A 15,751-nucleotide genomic window follows, 5' to 3' on the forward strand; every position below is an offset into this window, starting at 1 on the left:
GATTATGACGACGAACCCGCTCCTCACCGCTAGCACGCTGCCCCATGGACTCCCGCGCTTCGCTGAGATCGAAGACGAGCACTACGTCCCGGCGTTCGAACAGGGCATGACCGAGCAGCGCGCCGAGGTATCCGCCATTGTCGAGGATCCCGCGGAGCCGACGTTCGAGAACACCTTCGTGCCCCTGGAACGGTCGGGGCAGGTGCTGCGCCGCGTCGGCCAGGTGTTCTTCAACAAGAGCTCTGCCGACTCGAGCGATGCGATCAGTGCCATCGAGGAGCAGCTGGCTCCGAGGCTGGCGGCGCACGAGGATGCGATCCGCCTGGATCCGCGTCTCTATCGACGCATCTCCGCCGTCTACGCCCACCTCGACGACAACGAGCTCGACCCGGAGTCCCGCTATCTCGTCGAGCGATATCACGAGGAGTTCACACTGGCCGGTGCGGGCCTCGAAGACGCAGAGAAAGAGCGCCTCAAGCAGCTGAATGCCGAGCTCTCCACCCTCTCCACGCGGTTCGAGAAGAATCTCCTCGCCGACACGAACGACCTCGCCGTGCTCATCGAGGATGCCTCCCAGCTGGACGGACTGACCTCTGCAGAGATCTCGGCCGCGGAGCAGGCCGCACACGAACGAGGACTCAGCGGATACCTCATCACCCTCGTGCTTCCCACGGGTCACCCATACCTCGGCCGCCTGAACGACCGAACCGTGCGGGAGCGCATCATGCGCGCATCCCGGGCTCGAGGCATCCGCGGCGGCGACCACGACACCCGAGAGCTGGTGCTTCGCATCACTGCGTTGCGCGCCGAGCGTGCACGGCTGCTGGGCTTCGAGAATCATGCCGCCTACATCACTGCTTCGCAGACGGCACGCACTCCTGATGCCGTGGCGGGCATGCTCGGCCGTCTCGCCCCGGCGGCAGCCAGGAATGCCGCGGCGGAGAAGGCCGACCTTCGTGCGTCGGCCGGCTTCGACATCGAGGCCTGGGACTGGGCGTACTTCGCAGAGAAGGTGCGCGCCGAGAAGTACGACGTAGACACCGCTGCCATGCGTCCGTACTTCGAGGCGGAGCGTGTACTGCACGATGGTGTCTTCTTCGCGGCGAACCGGCTGTACGGCATCCGCTTCGAAGAGCGATCCGACCTGCAGGCATACCACCCCGACGCGCGAGTGTTCGAGGTGTTCGACGAAGACGGCTCCGCCCTTGGCCTCTACATCAACGACCTCTACACTCGCGACTCGAAGCGCGGCGGCGCCTGGATGAACGAACTGGGCGAGCGCACGTCTTTGCTCGGCGGCTCCCCTGTCGTGGTGAACAACCTGAACGTTCCGAAGCCGGGCGACGGAGAGCCGACTCTGCTCACGTACGACGAGGTGGGCACGCTCTTCCACGAGTTCGGACACGCGCTCCATGGGCTGTTCGGGGCAACGAGGTATCCGAAGTTCGCAGGCACGAACGTGTTCCGGGACTTCGTCGAGTTCCCGAGCCAGGTCAACGAGATGTGGTTGCTGTGGCCGGAGGTGCTCGACAACTACGCGCGCCACCACGAGACCGGCGAGCGGATGCCTGCGGAGCTGGTGGAGCGCATCCGCGCGTCCGAAGCATTCAACCAGGGTTTCGCGACGAGCGAGTACCTCGCTGCGGCGATGCTCGACCAGGCATGGCACCGCCTCGGCGCCGGGGAACACGTCGAGTCGGTGGAGGTGTTCGAAGCGGACGCCCTGGCGAACGCCGGTCTCGACGACGCCGCGGTGCCACCGAGGTACTCGAGCACCTACTTCGCGCACACGTTCTCCGGCGGGTACGACGCGGGCTATTACTCCTACATTTGGAGCGAGGTGTTGGATGCCGACACCGTCGAGTGGTTCAAGGAGAACGGTGGACTCTCGCGCGAGGCGGGTGAGCGGTTCCGCCGACGTTTGCTCGGCGTCGGGGGCTCGAAAGACCCGTTGGAGGCGTACCGCGACTTCCGTGGAAGGGATGCCGTCATCGAGCCCCTGCTGCGCCGCCGCGGTCTCGACTGAGTCACCTTGTCTCGGGCGGCGCGTTGCGCCGTCACCGTGCAAGCGACGCGAAGGTGACCACCACGAGAAGCGTGCCGACGATTCCGGTTGTCAGTCCGATGCAGAACCAGCGCAGCCGGAGGCCGACCCGTTCGGGAGCGGCGGGAAGACCGGGCGTCGGGCCGCCCCCGCTCTTCATCGTCACGGGTCCCATCGAGCCTGGTCCGAGTCCGTTGCTCATGCCTCGACCCTACGTCTGGCAGAGCGGCCCGCGACGCGTTCCATGTGCGGTTCCGAGTCTTGATCCGGGCTATGTTGCGCGACGTGACGGTGTGGCGTGCGGCGGCTGGCGACATTTCGTACGGTGATCGGGTCGTCTAGATCGTCGACGACTCCATCAAGGCACAGGAAGAAGCCCATGGCACACCTCCCCGAACTCGGCAACACGGCACTCTGCTCGTGCGAGTCGGGTGCGATGTGCGTCGACATCCGCCCGGGGCACGGACTGCACGCGCTTCAACTGCGCTTGGCCGCGGCAACGCCCTCCCAATGGCGCGACGCCCTGGTCGTGCGGGTGCGCGAGGACGGCTGGGTCGACGCCATGACCCTGGAAGGTGCCGAGGTCACGCTCTGGAACCACGGAGACCTGGCCCACGTGGTCAAACCCGGCGAGCCGGTCGCCGTGCACTCGGTCTACAACGTGCTTTCTGCCGGGTCGCGCCGATTCAACGTGTTAGCGGCCTGAGAGCAGGTCACGCCATCTGGGCGTCGCTCATCATCGTGAGCATCGCCTGGCACGCCTTCATGCACTCGTCGCATGCCATCGCGCACATGTGGCAGGTCTCGCTCATCTCGGAGTGATTTCCGCACTCGTCAGAGCATGCCGAGCACATGGCCATGCACGCCTTCAGCATCGCCTCCATGGCAGCCATGTCGAAGCCTGCAGGACGCATCATCATGCGCATCATGGTGTTGCAGACATCCGCGCAGTCCATGCACATCGACGCGCACTTGATCATGCCGTCGGCCATGGCGTTGTCGGCGCACATCGTGCATGCCTGCTCACACGCGGAACACGCTTCGATACACTCCTGCATCGTCATGGTGTCCATTGCAGGCATCCCGATGGCGTCCATCGACATGTTCTGCATCATCTCTGCGGTCATCTTCGTGTCCATGGGGAACCTTCCGCTACGCGATCTGCTGTCAATCGCGATGCTACGCTCGCCCGGCGCCGGTAGCCATGGACGGTTCTCACCCGGCGGCCGCCAAGGGCAGGCGATGCCGCGCGGACGATGCTGCTTCGGCAGCACCGACTGCTGACCGAAGCCCTCAGGCCTCGGTGATCAGGCGGACTTCTCTTCGCGGCGGGTGCGACGGTGCGGCACGATGGTCGGGGCCGCGTTGTCGAGCACGGCTTCGCGCGTGACGACGACCCTGGCTACCTCTTCGCTCGAAGGGACCTCGAACATGATGGGCCCGAGAACCTCTTCGAGGATGGCCCTCAGCCCCCGTGCTCCCGTCTGGCGAAGAACTGCCAGGTCGGCGATGGCATCGAGCGCTGCGGAGTCGAACTCGAGCTCGACGCCGTCGATCTCGAACATGCGCTGGTATTGCTTCACGAGCGCGTTCTTCGGCTCGGTGAGGATCTGGATGAGGGCTTCCCTGTCGAGTTGCGTGACAGTGGTCACGACGGGAAGCCGGCCGATGAATTCGGGGATCAGCCCGAACTTGTGCAGGTCTTCCGGCAGAACCTCGCTGAACAGGTTCACGTCGTCGCCCTTGCTGTGCAACGGAGCACCGAAACCGATGCCCTTCTTGCCTGCACGGGACGAGATGATGTCTTCCAGTCCGGCGAACGCCCCCGCGACGATAAACAACACATTCGTGGTGTCGATCTGGATGAATTCCTGGTGCGGATGCTTGCGCCCGCCCTGCGGAGGAACCGATGCGACGGTGCCCTCCAGGATCTTCAGCAGCGCCTGCTGCACGCCCTCGCCGGAGACATCCCTCGTGATGGAAGGGTTCTCCGCCTTGCGGGCGATCTTGTCGACCTCGTCGATGTAGATGATTCCGGTCTCTGCGCGCTTGACGTCGTAGTCGGCCGCCTGGATGAGCTTGAGCAGGATGTTCTCGACATCCTCCCCGACGTATCCCGCCTCGGTCAGCGCCGTTGCGTCGGCGAACGCGAACGGCACGTTGAGCCGCTTCGCGAGTGTCTGCGCGAGATAGGTCTTACCGCAGCCAGTCGGACCGATGAGCAGGATGTTCGACTTGGCTATCTCTATGTCGTCGCCCACCGCCTCGGCCGGGCCGAGCGTGGTGCGGGCACGCACGCGCTTGTAGTGGTTGTACACCGCTACCGACAACGCCTTCTTCGCCGGCTCCTGGCCGATCACGTACTCCTCGAGGAAGGCGAAGATCTCCTTCGGCTTCGGAAGGTCGAACTGCCCGGCGTTCTCTTCGCCGGACTCAGCCATCCGCTCTTCGATGATCTCGTTGCACAGCTCGACGCACTCGTCGCAGATGTACACGCCCGGGCCCGCGATGAGCTGCTGAACCTGCTTTTGGCTCTTTCCACAGAATGAACACTTGAGCAGGTCGGCGCTTTCTCCGATGCGAGCCATGGAACCTCCCGAGTGGGCTGCTTCTTACGAGCCTAACCTGTGGTGCGGACATTGACCGGTAGGTCTGAAGTCGGTGTGGCAATCTCGTGCCGGGTGAGGAAAGCGGCGGAGAACTGGGTGTTCCCCGCCGCCTTCTTGTGCTGATTCGCCTACTTGGCGCTGAGCGCCGGCAGGTTCTTGCGGCTGGTCAGAACCTGGTCGATGAGGCCGTATTCGCGTGCCTCCTCGGCGGACAGGATCTTGTCGCGGTCGATGTCTTTGTTGACCTGCGAGACCTCCTTGCCGGTGTGCCTCGCGAGCGTCTCTTCGAGCCACGTGCGCATGCGCATGATCTCGTTGGCCTGGATCTCGATGTCGGACGCCTGTCCCTGGCCGGCCTCGCCGACCGCGGGCTGGTGGATGAGGATGCGCGCGTTGGGCAGCGCGAGCCTCTTGCCCGGCGTGCCCGCCGCGGTCAGCACAGCGGCCGCGGATGCAGCCTGACCAAGCACTACCGTCTGGATCTGCGGACGGATGTACTGCATCGTGTCGTAGATCGCCGTCATGGCCGTGAACGACCCACCAGGCGAGTTGATGTACATCACGATGTCGCGGTCGGGGTCCTGGCTCTCCAGCACGAGGAGCTGGGCCATGATGTCGTCGGCCGATGCGTCGTCGACCTGCACACCGAGGAAGATGATGCGGTCCTCGAAGAGCTTCGCGTAGGGATCCTGGCGCTTGTAGCCGTAGGCCGTGCGCTCCTCGAAGCTCGGCAGGATGTAGCGGGCGCCTGGCATGGCGACGCGCTGGCCGCCGGCGAGTCCGGAGAAGTTCGGGGTTTCCATCTGATTCGTGTCCTTCGCTCTCTCGCCTACTCCTGGGTTCCGCCGCCGCCGACGACGTCGGTCGCCGACTCGCGGATGTGATCGACGAAGCCGTACTCCAGCGCTTCCTGGGCGTTGAACCAGCGGTCGCGGTCGCCGTCTGCGTTGATCTGCTCGACGGTCTTCCCGGTCTGGGCCGCTGTGATCTCCGCCAGACGCTTCTTCATGTCGAGGATGAGCTGCGCCTGAGTCTGAATATCGCTGGCCGTTCCGCCGAATCCACCGTGCGGCTGGTGCAGCAGCACACGCGCGTTCGGTGTGATGTAACGCTTGCCCTTGGTGCCCGCCGTGAGCAGCAGCTGCCCCATGGACGCCGCCATGCCGATTCCGACGGTGACGATGTCGTTGGGAACGAACTGCATGGTGTCGTAGATCGCCATGCCCGCGGTGATCGAGCCACCCGGCGAGTTGATGTACAGGTAGATGTCGCGCTTCGGGTCTTCCGCCGCCAGGAGCAGCAGCTTCGCAGCGATCTCGTTGGCGTTGTCGTCGCGCACCTCCGAGCCGAGCCAGATGATGCGGTCCTTCAGCAGTCGGTCAAAAACACTGGGTTGCAGTGTCGGTTCGGCCATGAACGTGCTCCTTTTCGTACGTGCTCTCGAATCTATCGAAGCGGTCGCGAGGGCAAGGCCATGTTCGCCCTCGGCAGAGGCGAGGGCGAAGACGCTGCCGTCAGGCCGAGAGCTCGGCCGCGTACGCCGTCACAGATCTCGTGTATCGCGAAAGGTGAGGTGCAAGGGCCGTGAGGGCGACGGATGTCGCGCGCTGCGCATTCCCGCCCGTCGCGAGAGCAAGCGCGTAGAACGCCGCTACCTCGTCGCGGTAAGAGGATGCCTGGTGGTTGGCGTACTCGTCGGCCAGCATCTCGAGCGCCTCGTCGACGGATCCCAGGTTGCGCAGTGTGCTTGCAAGCTGCACAACGGCCTGCACCCGGTGTTCGTCGTCGAGCCCGAGGGCGAGGGCACGGCGATACAGGGGTTCGGCCTCTTCTTCGCGCCCCGCGGCATCCCGCGCGCCGGCCCGGTGGAACAACACGACGGCGTTGTCGCCCCACGCGAAGGCGAGCGAATCGATGCGCTCGACGCGCTCGTCATCTGTGAGCTCCTCATCGGCCCAGATCACGGCGAACTGCTCGTCCCAGTCGGTCATTCGACCCTCCCTTCTTGTCATTCCGCCGGTGTGTCGCGCGCCGAAGTCACGCGACACGACAGCGCCTATCGAACGCGCCTATAGAAAAGGGGACGGATGCCGCGCGGCATCCGTCCCCCTTTTTGCAAGCACAGGCTCGGCGACTACGCCTTGCTCTTGCTCGACTTCTTCTTCGGCTTCTCGTCGCCCGCTGGCGCCTCTTCGGTCGCGGGCTCAGCCTCGCCAGCGTCCGCCTCGTCAGCGTCCGCCTCGTCTGCGTTCTCGTCGACTGCGGCGAACTCCGAGAGGTCGACAGGGTTGCCCTTGCTGTCTTTCACGGACGCGCGTCCGAGCAGCACGGCGATGGTCTTGTTGCGGGCGACCTCGCCGAACATCTGCTGCAGCTGGCCGTTCTCCCCCAGGACCTGCACGAACTCGTTCGGGTCCATGCCGTACTGGCCGGCGGCCTGAACGAGGTAGTTGCTCAGCTCGTCCTGGGTGACCTGCACGTTCTCCTTCTGTGCGATCTCGTCGAGCAGCACCTGGGTGCGGAAGGCCTTCTCGCTGGCCTCCTTCACCTCGGCGCGGTGCTCGTCGTCTTCCAGGCGGTTCTCCGACTCGAGGTGACGGTGCACCTCGTCTTCGACCAGAGCCTCGGGAACCGGGATCTCGGTGAGTTCGAGCAAGCGGTCGACCAGGAGCGTCCGCGCCTCGTTGCCCTGCGCAAAGGTCTTGCCGCGGGCGGCCTCGCCTCGCAGGCTCTCGCGGAGCTCGTCGATGGTGTCGAACTCGCTCGCGATCTGCGCGAAGTCGTCGTCGGCATCCGGGAGCTCACGCTCCTTGACCGCGTTCAGCGTGACGGTGATCTCGGCGTCCTCGCCCTCGTGGTCGCCGCCGAGCAGCTTGGACGTGAACGTCGTGGTCTCACCTGCGGAGAGCGAGTCGAGCGCCTCGTCGATGCCCTCGACCAGTTCGCCCGTGCCGATCTCGTACGACACGTTGGCTGCCGTGTCGACCTGTTCGTCGCCGATCGTGGCAACCAGGTCGAGCTGAGCGAAGTCGCCCTTCTTGGCCGGGCGGTCCACGGTGACGAGCGTGCCGAAACGGCTGCGCAGGCGTTCCAGCTCGGCGTCGACGTCTTCGTCGGTCACCTCGGCGGCGTCGACCGTCAGCTCCAGGCCGTTGTACTCGGGAAGCGTGATCTCGGGGCGAACGTCGACCTCGATGGCGACGACGAGGTCGCCCGAGTAGTCCTTGTCGCTTGGCCACTCGGTGATGTCGGCCTCGGGGCGTCCGACCGGCTTGACGTCGTTCTCCTCCACTGCGGTGCGGTAGAAGCCCTCGATGCCCTCGTTGACGGCGTGCTCGAGCACGGCAGCCTTGCCGACTCGCTGATCGATGATGGGCGGCGGCACCTTGCCCTTGCGGAAGCCCGGGATGTTCACCTCTTGCGCGATGTGCTCGTAAGCGTGCTTGATGCTGGGCTGCAACTCGTCAGGGGTGACAGCGATGGTGAGCTTCGCGCGCGTGGGGCTCAGCTTCTCGACCGTGGTCTTCACGTGGGAGATCTCCTGTGTTCGAAGGTGGTTCGGTCAGAGTCGACCTTGTCGGGGCGACAGGATTCGAACCTGCGGCCTCCCGCTCCCAAAGCGGGCGCTCTACCAAGCTGAGCTACGCCCCGGATCATGGTGGACCCTTACGTGCGACCGGCCGGGCACGCGCCAGGGCGTTCAGCAAGCCGAAATGACCTCGCACAGTCTAGCGAAGAATAAAGGATGCCCGTTGCCGCTGATTCCAGACCCCCAGTCGGCATGCACTACACTTTCACAGCGGTGCACGTAGCGCCTCGGGGATGTAGCTCAATGGTAGAGCCTCAGTCTTCCAAACTGATGGTGCGGGTTCGATTCCCGTCATCCCCTCTCCATGGTCCTGACGCCGCTTTCGAGCGGTGGCAGGACCATCCGCGCGTGCAGCGAATCGAACCCTCGGGTAGGCCCACGCCGCCGGAGGCTCCGCGCGCCGCGAAGCGGTGCGTGGAGGGGCGGTGGGGACGATTCCCGTCATCCCCTCCGTAAGCCATACGGCTGACCCGGATGGGCATGCAGGCCAGGAAATCAACCCTGGACGCCGCGTTCCATCGATCTGTCAGGATGGGCGGATGCCGACGCGCCAGCCAGCAACATTCCGCGCCGTGTCCGTCATCGTCGCGGGGATCCTCGCGCTCGGACTGGCCGGCTGCACGGCTGTTGCAGCGCCGGTGCATGACCCGGCCCACTACTCGACCGGGGGTACGCACACGTGCGTGCACGGCGCATCCATCGAGCTAGATGGGGATTCCGTCGCGTTCATCATCGAGGGAGCGTGCAGTTCCGTCGTCGTTCATGGCGACGGCATGACGGTGCGCCTGCAACGGGCATTGGCACTCAGCGTGAACGGGCAGTCCGATTCCGTCACCGTGAACGACAGGATCGGCTCCGCCGTGCTCAAGGGGAACGGCATCTCGATCATGGCCGACTCGATCGGCTCGGTCCAGGTGACCGGTCAGAACAACTCGATAGCGGCGCCCGCGCTCGGATCGGTCATGGTGCAGGGCGATTTCAACGCCGTGACGACCCACCTCAAACCGAGCGACTACCGGGCGATCGGGCTCGACGACACCCTCGTGGTGCAGTAGCAGCGTGACGAGGCGTAACCCGCAGGTTCGCGCCAGAGCAACCATCGCGTTCGTGCGCGTCAACGAACGGCCACAAGGTTTGGGAGAATGGCCCCGTCTCAAGACGACTCTCTCCGACCGCCGACGAAAAGGCCCTCGAATGACACCAGATGAAGCAGCTGCCATCCTCGACGTCTCGAAGGATGCGACGGCCGCCGAGATCCTCGCCGCCTACTCCAAGAAGGCGCAGGCCGCGGGCGGAGCCAATGCGGGCAACCTGGAAGCAGAGAAGGCCGAAGTGGAGGTGCTCGGCGAGGCGCGCATCACGTTGATGACGCACAGACAGAAGACGCAAGGTACGCAACAGCGCACAGCCGTCGCGCAGCAGGCATCCGGAAAGGTACAGGCGGGCGGCGCTCAGCCGGAGTACGGCGAGCGCGCAGCCTCAGAGGCGGTGTGGCCGGAGGACGCGCCAGCCAAGGGCAAGGTGCGAACGCCGGAGGAGGAGCAGCTGCGAAAGCAGCGATCGTTCATCATCGCCGTTATCGGGCTCGTTCTGTCGCTGACCGCATGGGTGTGGTGGCTGCTCGAGCCGCTCTCGCTGTTCGGAATCGGTCTCAGCATCTGGGCGCTCGTGCGAGTGCGCGGATATGGCAGCGGCATGTACACGGGCACGCGCATCGTGGTGTGGATCTCCATTGTGCTCGGCGTGCTCGCGCTCCTCGGGAACATCCTGCTCATCGTCAACGGAATCGGCGCATCCCGGGGCTGAACGGGACTCTTGCGAATGGATGCTCTCGCGCAAGTCGGGCGGGACGTGAGAAAGGGCTTAGCCCAGCCTTTGCTTCCTTGCGGAATGACACCAGCCGCGTAGCGTTGAACACGATAACGAGCGAAGGGACGACCGATCCATGAGCAACACCGAAACGACCCCCAAGGCCACCACCAACCCCGACGTCGCCGCGGGCACTGCACAGTTCTTGACGCCTGTGGTGATCGAGCTCGAGGCGCTCGTGGTGAACGGCAAGCAGGCCCACTGGAACCTCCGCGGAGCCAACTTCATCGGCGTGCACGAGTTGCTCGACCTCTTCGTAACGCACGCCCAGGAGTGGGCAGATCTCGCAGCCGAGCGCATTGTCGCTCTGGGGCTGCCCATCGATGCTCGCATCGCGACTGTCGCGGCCATCACGAAGGCCGAGCCGCTCAGCGATGGCTTCGTGCAGTCCGATAAGTCGATCGCAGAGGTCATCGGCCAGATCGACGTCGCATTGGAAGCAGTGAACACCGCGGTGCGCGAGCTCGACGAGCTGGACCAGACGAGCCAGGACATCGCGATCGAGATCGCTCGCGGACTCGACAAAGACCGCTGGCTGCTGTTCGCGCACATCGCGAAGTAGCTTCAGGAATGGGAAGAGGGTCGCGGCCGCGAGGCTGCGGCCCTCTTCGGCGTGGGGGGCGGTTTCGACACGCGTCGGGATTCGCCCGGCGCTGCTCAACCGGCGGTAGGAGTCACGTCCAGTAGCCCGGCGCTGCTCAATCGGTGGCGAGCCTCAAGCCTGGCAATTCGGGCACCAGTACAGCTTGCGCGCGCCCATGACCTCCATCACGATGTGCGTACCGCACACCCGGCACGGCAGGCCCTCGCGCTTGTAGACCCAGTGCCGGTCCTCGCGACTGGCCATGGCACGTGTCCAGTCCTCGGGCGTCAGGTCGTCCATAGTCATCATCTGTCCGGTACGCACGCCGATGTCGAGCAGGTGCGCCCAGTCGCGCCACAGCGCTTTCGCCGTCTCACGCGGCACCTTCTTGCCAGGCGTGTGCGGGTTCAGCCGGGCCCGGAAGAGCATCTCGGCCCGGTAGACGTTGCCGATACCACTCATGACGGACTGGTCCATGAGCAGCATTCCCACGGGCGTCTGCTTCGAGGTGATCACGTCTGCGACGCGGTCTTCCACCTCAGGGCCGTCGTCGACGAGGGGGTCGGGACCGAGGCCCGCAATCACCTCCGCCACCTGCGCCTCGTCGATCACCTGGCACGCGGTCGGACCGCGAAGGTCGGCCACCGCGGTCTCTGTCAGCAATCGGGCCCGCACTGCACCCACGGGTTCGGGCGGAAAAGCGAAGGCGCTGTCGTCTTCCTTCTCGGATTCCGACATGCGCAGGCGGGCGCGCCTCGGCGCACCCATGCTCGCGATGGAGTCCTCCCCGCGTGAGTCGAGCAGCGTTGCGGCGCGGAGCCCGTCCTCCCGCTGCGCCTGCTCCGCGGGATCGAAAACCGTGCCGTGCTGGTTGGTCTGCCCCATGCGCCCGCGGGCCGACCGGATCGTGTCGTCGACCGTGATCTCGCCCGCGAAGTCCCAAGCACCATAGAGGCCGAGGTGCACACGCAACCAGAGGCCGTTGTCGAACGCGAGGAAGAGCTGCTTTCCGATGGCACGTGCATCCGTCATGATGTGGCCGTCGATGAGCGCGGCGTCGGCGCTGAACCGGCCTTGGGGTGAACTGACCGCGACGCGTTCGCCGACGAAGTTGCGCCGGAACTGCAGGGCGATGCGGTGGACGGAATGTCCTTCTGGCATACGGGCCTACCGGTCGACGCCTTTGCCGGCAATGTCGCCGGTGGCTTCGAACTCGGCGAGCTGCGCGATACGACGCACGTGACGCTCCTCGAACGAGAACGGCTCTGCGATGAACGTGTCGATGAACGAGATCGCTTCCTCCACCGTGTGCTGACGGGCGCCGATCGCGATGACATTGGCGTCGTTGTGCTGTCGTGCAAGCAGCGCCGTGCTCTCGTTCCAGACCAGAGCGGCACGGATGCCCAGTACCTTGTTCGCCGCGATCTGCTCGCCATTGCCTGAGCCGCCAAACACGACGCCGAACGCCTGCACACCGGCCTGCTGATCCGCCACCACACCCTTCGCCGCATTGATGCAGAACGCCGGGTAGTCGTCGAGCGGGTCGAATTCCTGAGGGCCGTGGTCGATCACCTCGTGGCCGGTCTCTCGCAGGTGCTGTTGCAGCGTCTGGGAGAACTCGAGGCCGGCATGGTCGGTACCGATGTGGATGCGCATGGCCACCAGTCTAGGGACGCGCTACGACTCGTTCGCGGCGTCAGGCGCCGGCCGAACCGGGCGATATCAGTCGAAGATCGGATCGCGAGTGCGGCTGCGTTTGAGCTCGAAGAATCCGTCGTAGGAGGCGGCCGCCACGATGCCGTCCCACAGCGTGAGAGCCTGCTCGCCGCGCGGCGTGGGAGAGATGACAGGGCCGAAGAAGGCCGTGCCGGCCACCGCGATGACGGGCGTGCCGACATCCTGGCCCACGCGCTCGATGCCGTCGGCGTGGCTCGCGCGAAGCTGCACGTCGTACTCGTCAGAGTCCGCATACCCGGCATAGTCCGCGGGCAGCCCGACCTCCTCGAGCGCCTCGGCGATCACGGCGTCGGAGTCTTTGCGCCTCCCGGGATGGATGCGCGAGCCCAGGGCGTCGTACAACGGCTTCACCGCCTGCTGCCCCTGCAACTCTCCCACCGCGGTCACGAGCCGTGCGTATCGCAAGGTGCGTGGCAGCGTCGCACGGTAAGAGTCCGACACGTCTTTGCCCTCATTAAGGACGTACAGGCTCATGATGTGCCAGGTCACGTTCAGGTCGCGGTGCGGTGACACCTCGTCGACCCAACGCGATGTCATCCAGGCCCATGGGCACGACGGGTCGAACCAGAAATCAACGTCGGTCATGCGTCCATCCAACCGGCTGCGCCTCGGGATCGCAGCGGATGCGCCGCCGATAGGCTTGTTCGTCGGGCGCCGTACACGACATGGCGGCCCGATCCAGCGCTGCGCAGGACTGCGCAGAATGCCATGCGCCGCCATCGCCAGCGCCGACGGCCAGAGACAGGAGAACCATGCCAGGAGAGAACCTCATGCGCATCGAGGCAGCAGAGCGACGCGCCATCGTCGACACCCACAGCTACGACGTCACGCTCAATCTCACGACGGGCGACGAGACCTTCCTCAGCGTCACGACGGTGAAGTTCGCGGCTGAGGAAGGCGCCTCCACGTTCATCGACGCGATCACGGAGTCCGTCGAGTCGATCCTGCTCAACGGGGAGCACCTCGACGTCGCCGAGGTCAACGACGGCGTGCGCATCCAACTGCGGAATCTCAAGGCCGAGAACGAGCTCACCGTGGTGTCGCACCCGCGCTACACCAACACGGGTGAGGGCCTCCACCGCTTCGTCGACCCGGTCGACGGCGAGGTGTACCTCTACACGCAGTTCGAGGTTCCCGATTCCCGCCGCGTGTTCGCGGTCTTCGAGCAGCCCGATCTCAAGGCACGGTTCACATTCACGGTCACGACACCGGAAAAGTGGGCCGTCGTGAGCAACTCCCCCGTGGCATCCGTCGAGTACGCAGGCCCGCTGAAGACGACGGTCTTCGAGGAGACCCCGGTCATCTCGTCGTACGTCACCGCACTCATCGCGGGGCCGTACTCCTCCTGGCACTCCGAGTTGACGAGCAGCGACGGGCGCACCATACCGCTCGGCGTCTACGCCCGCGCCTCGCTCGCGGTGTACATGGACGCGGACTACATCTTCGAGAAGACGCGCCAGGGGTTCGCCTTCTACGAGAAGCGCTTCGACGTTCCCTACCCGTTCGCCAAGTACGACCAGCTCTTCGTACCCGAGTTCAATGCCGGCGCCATGGAGAACGCGGGCGCGATCACGTTCACCGAGACGTACGTGTTCCGCTCCAAAGTGACCGACGCGATCAAGGAACGCCGCGTCGTGACCATCCTTCACGAGCTTGCGCACATGTGGTTCGGCGACCTCGTCACCATGAAGTGGTGGAACGATCTCTGGCTCAACGAGTCGTTCGCCGAGTACGCCTCCACGCTTGCGACAGCAGAAGCCACCGAGTGGCGCGAGGCGTGGACGACGTTCGCTGCGATGGAGAAGAGCTGGGCCTACCGGCAGGATCAGCTGCCATCCACGCATCCCATCGTCGCGACCATCAACGATCTCGAAGACGTCCAGGTCAACTTCGACGGCATCACATACGCCAAGGGCGCCTCTGTGCTCAAGCAGCTCGTGGCCTGGGTCGGGCAAGACGACTTCCTCGCCGGCGTCTCGAACTACTTCAAGAAGCACGCACACTCCAACACCGAGTTGCGCGACCTGCTCGTTGAGCTCGAGGCGACAAGCGGACGCGATCTCACCACCTGGTCGAAGCTCTGGCTCGAGACCGCTGGCGTGAACACACTCCGTCCCGAGATCCAGACGGATGCCCGCGGCACCATCACAGCGTTCGCAGTGCTGCAGAGCGCGCACCCCGACTATCCGACGCTTCGCCCGCACCGCCTGGCCATCGGCCTCTACAGCCTTCACGAGAGCTCGGACGGCACGAAGAAGCTCGTCCGCGACCGCAGGCTGGAGCTCGACGTCGACGGCGAGCGCACCGAGGTGGCGGAGCTCATCGGCGAGCAGCGGCCCGACCTGGTGTTGATCAACGACGACGACCTCGCCTACGCGAAGATCCGCCTCGACGAGCAGTCGCTGGCATTCGCGATCGAGCATCTCTCGAAGATCGAGTCACCACTGGCTCGCTCCCTCGTCTGGGGATCCGTGTGGGATGCCACGCGCGACGCCGAGACCGCGGCGAGCGACTTCGTGCGGCTCGTGCTGGGCAACATCGGCTCTGAAACGGAGTCGACGACGCTGCGCACCACCCTGAACCAGCTCGTGCTGAGCGTGAACACATACGTGGCGCCCGAGCGCCGCGTGTCCATCGCGCAACAGGCGGCCAGTGGGCTCTGGGACCTGGCGTCGTCGGCCGAGGCCGGCAGCGACGCTCAGTTCCAGTTCGTGAAGTTCTTCGCCGTACTGGCCTCCACCGCTGACCAGTTGGACAAGGTAGCCGGACTGCGCGATGGGTCCATCGTGCTCGAGGGCCTGACCACCGACACGGACCTCTCCTGGGAACTGCTCACCTCGCTGGTCACGGGCGGACGAGCAGGCTCGGCCGAGATCGACGCCGCACTCACCGCCGACAACACGGCGACGGGCGCACAGGCGGCGGCTCAGGCTCGCGCCGCGATTCCCACCGCCGAGGGCAAGGCGGCCGCCTGGTCGAGCGTGTTCGACTCCGACGACTTGCCGAACACGATCGTCAGAATGACCGGCGTCGGCTTCCAGCGCGTACACGACACCTCGCTGCTCGAGCCGTACGTCTCCAGGTACTTCGACTCGCTGCAGTCGGTGTGGGCATCCCGCACCTACAAGATCGCCGAATACCTCGTGGAGGGCATGTACCCGTTCCCGCTGGTCGACTCTCGTTTGGCCGAGGCGACCCGCGCGTGGCTGGATGCCAACCAGGAGCCTGCGGCCCTGCGACGTCTTGTGTCGGAGAACCTCGCGTCAGTGGAGCGCGCCCTGAAGGCGCAGGAGCGCGACGCGCAGGTCTGACGGCGGCAA

General features: G+C 65.3%; 16 protein-coding genes and 2 tRNA genes. 7 read left to right on the forward strand and 11 right to left on the reverse strand.

The features are described from left to right. The first annotated feature begins 4 nt into the window (after positions 1–4). The gene (locus ACO2Q7_RS02565; RefSeq protein ID WP_423354070.1) at positions 5–2,026 is read left to right on the forward strand and encodes a M3 family metallopeptidase; all 2,022 of its coding nucleotides are present in this window, start codon (positions 5–7) and stop codon (positions 2,024–2,026) included. A 31-nt stretch (positions 2,027–2,057) separates the two neighbouring features. Here the strand turns inward: ACO2Q7_RS02565 and ACO2Q7_RS02570 are convergent, their stop codons facing one another. After that, positions 2,058–2,246: a hypothetical protein gene (locus ACO2Q7_RS02570; protein WP_423354071.1), complete on the reverse strand. Its 189-nt coding sequence runs from the start codon at positions 2,244–2,246 to the stop codon at positions 2,058–2,060. Between the two features lie 177 nt (positions 2,247–2,423). Between ACO2Q7_RS02570 and ACO2Q7_RS02575 the strand changes: the two genes are divergently transcribed. Further along, the gene (locus ACO2Q7_RS02575; protein WP_423354072.1) at positions 2,424–2,750 is read left to right on the forward strand and encodes a hypothetical protein; all 327 of its coding nucleotides are present in this window, start codon (positions 2,424–2,426) and stop codon (positions 2,748–2,750) included. A gap of 7 nt (positions 2,751–2,757) precedes the next feature. On the opposite strand, the gene ACO2Q7_RS02580 is transcribed toward ACO2Q7_RS02575, so the two are convergent. The 7 genes from ACO2Q7_RS02580 to ACO2Q7_RS02610 all read right to left on the reverse strand — a co-directional run bounded on the left by ACO2Q7_RS02580 (position 2,758) and on the right by ACO2Q7_RS02610 (position 8,304). Beyond that, complete coding sequence (locus tag ACO2Q7_RS02580; RefSeq protein ID WP_423354073.1) at positions 2,758–3,183, reverse strand: four-helix bundle copper-binding protein; 426 nt, start codon at positions 3,181–3,183, stop codon at positions 2,758–2,760. A gap of 168 nt (positions 3,184–3,351) precedes the next feature. Further along, positions 3,352–4,632: an ATP-dependent Clp protease ATP-binding subunit ClpX gene (gene clpX, locus ACO2Q7_RS02585; RefSeq protein WP_423354074.1), complete on the reverse strand. Its 1,281-nt coding sequence runs from the start codon at positions 4,630–4,632 to the stop codon at positions 3,352–3,354. A 149-nt stretch (positions 4,633–4,781) separates the two neighbouring features. Further along, positions 4,782–5,456 carry an ATP-dependent Clp protease proteolytic subunit gene (locus tag ACO2Q7_RS02590; protein WP_423354075.1) on the reverse strand — a complete coding sequence of 225 codons (675 nt, stop codon included), beginning with the start codon at positions 5,454–5,456 and terminating at the stop codon, positions 4,782–4,784. Positions 5,457–5,482: 26 nt separating this feature from the next. Further along, positions 5,483–6,067, reverse strand: coding sequence for an ATP-dependent Clp protease proteolytic subunit (locus ACO2Q7_RS02595; RefSeq protein WP_423354076.1), 585 nt, complete (start codon positions 6,065–6,067; stop codon positions 5,483–5,485). A gap of 100 nt (positions 6,068–6,167) precedes the next feature. Next, positions 6,168–6,644 (reverse strand): tetratricopeptide repeat protein, encoded by a 477-nt coding sequence (locus tag ACO2Q7_RS02600; RefSeq protein WP_423354077.1) that lies wholly within the window; start codon positions 6,642–6,644, stop codon positions 6,168–6,170. Positions 6,645–6,787: 143 nt separating this feature from the next. After that, entirely contained in the window at positions 6,788–8,182 is a 1,395-nt protein-coding gene (gene tig / locus ACO2Q7_RS02605; protein WP_423354078.1) for a trigger factor, read from the reverse strand. Positions 8,183–8,230: 48 nt separating this feature from the next. Beyond that, positions 8,231–8,304 (reverse strand) — tRNA-Pro (locus ACO2Q7_RS02610). A gap of 167 nt (positions 8,305–8,471) precedes the next feature. On the opposite strand from ACO2Q7_RS02610, the gene ACO2Q7_RS02615 reads away from it, so the two are divergent. The 4 genes from ACO2Q7_RS02615 (at position 8,472) to ACO2Q7_RS02630 (ending at position 10,673) form a co-directional block, all read left to right on the forward strand. Then, positions 8,472–8,542 (forward strand) — tRNA-Gly (locus tag ACO2Q7_RS02615). 239 nt (positions 8,543–8,781) lie between these two features. Beyond that, positions 8,782–9,297: a hypothetical protein gene (locus ACO2Q7_RS02620; RefSeq protein WP_423354079.1), complete on the forward strand. Its 516-nt coding sequence runs from the start codon at positions 8,782–8,784 to the stop codon at positions 9,295–9,297. Positions 9,298–9,436: 139 nt separating this feature from the next. Then, complete coding sequence (locus ACO2Q7_RS02625; protein WP_423354080.1) at positions 9,437–10,048, forward strand: hypothetical protein; 612 nt, start codon at positions 9,437–9,439, stop codon at positions 10,046–10,048. A 139-nt stretch (positions 10,049–10,187) separates the two neighbouring features. After that, positions 10,188–10,673 carry a Dps family protein gene (locus tag ACO2Q7_RS02630; protein WP_423354081.1) on the forward strand — a complete coding sequence of 162 codons (486 nt, stop codon included), beginning with the start codon at positions 10,188–10,190 and terminating at the stop codon, positions 10,671–10,673. A 153-nt stretch (positions 10,674–10,826) separates the two neighbouring features. Here ACO2Q7_RS02630 and ACO2Q7_RS02635 read toward each other — a convergent pair whose 3' ends face one another. The 3 genes from ACO2Q7_RS02635 to ACO2Q7_RS02645 form a co-directional block, all read right to left on the reverse strand. After that, a complete protein-coding gene (locus ACO2Q7_RS02635) occupies positions 10,827–11,855 on the reverse strand; it encodes an Fpg/Nei family DNA glycosylase (RefSeq protein WP_423354082.1) in 1,029 nt (342 codons plus the stop codon). A gap of 6 nt (positions 11,856–11,861) precedes the next feature. After that, positions 11,862–12,350, reverse strand: coding sequence for a ribose-5-phosphate isomerase (locus tag ACO2Q7_RS02640; RefSeq protein WP_423354083.1), 489 nt, complete (start codon positions 12,348–12,350; stop codon positions 11,862–11,864). A gap of 66 nt (positions 12,351–12,416) precedes the next feature. Next, on the reverse strand, positions 12,417–13,016 hold the full coding sequence (locus ACO2Q7_RS02645) for a DsbA family protein (protein ID WP_423354084.1): 600 nt from the start codon (positions 13,014–13,016) through the stop codon (positions 12,417–12,419). Between the two features lie 167 nt (positions 13,017–13,183). On the opposite strand from ACO2Q7_RS02645, the gene pepN reads away from it, so the two are divergent. Further along, positions 13,184–15,742, forward strand: coding sequence for an aminopeptidase N (gene pepN / locus ACO2Q7_RS02650; RefSeq protein WP_423354085.1), 2,559 nt, complete (start codon positions 13,184–13,186; stop codon positions 15,740–15,742). Positions 15,743–15,751 lie beyond the last annotated feature (9 nt).

This window comes from Rathayibacter sp. KR2-224, assembly GCF_049446075.1.
GTDB lineage: Bacteria > Actinomycetota > Actinomycetes > Actinomycetales > Microbacteriaceae > Humibacter.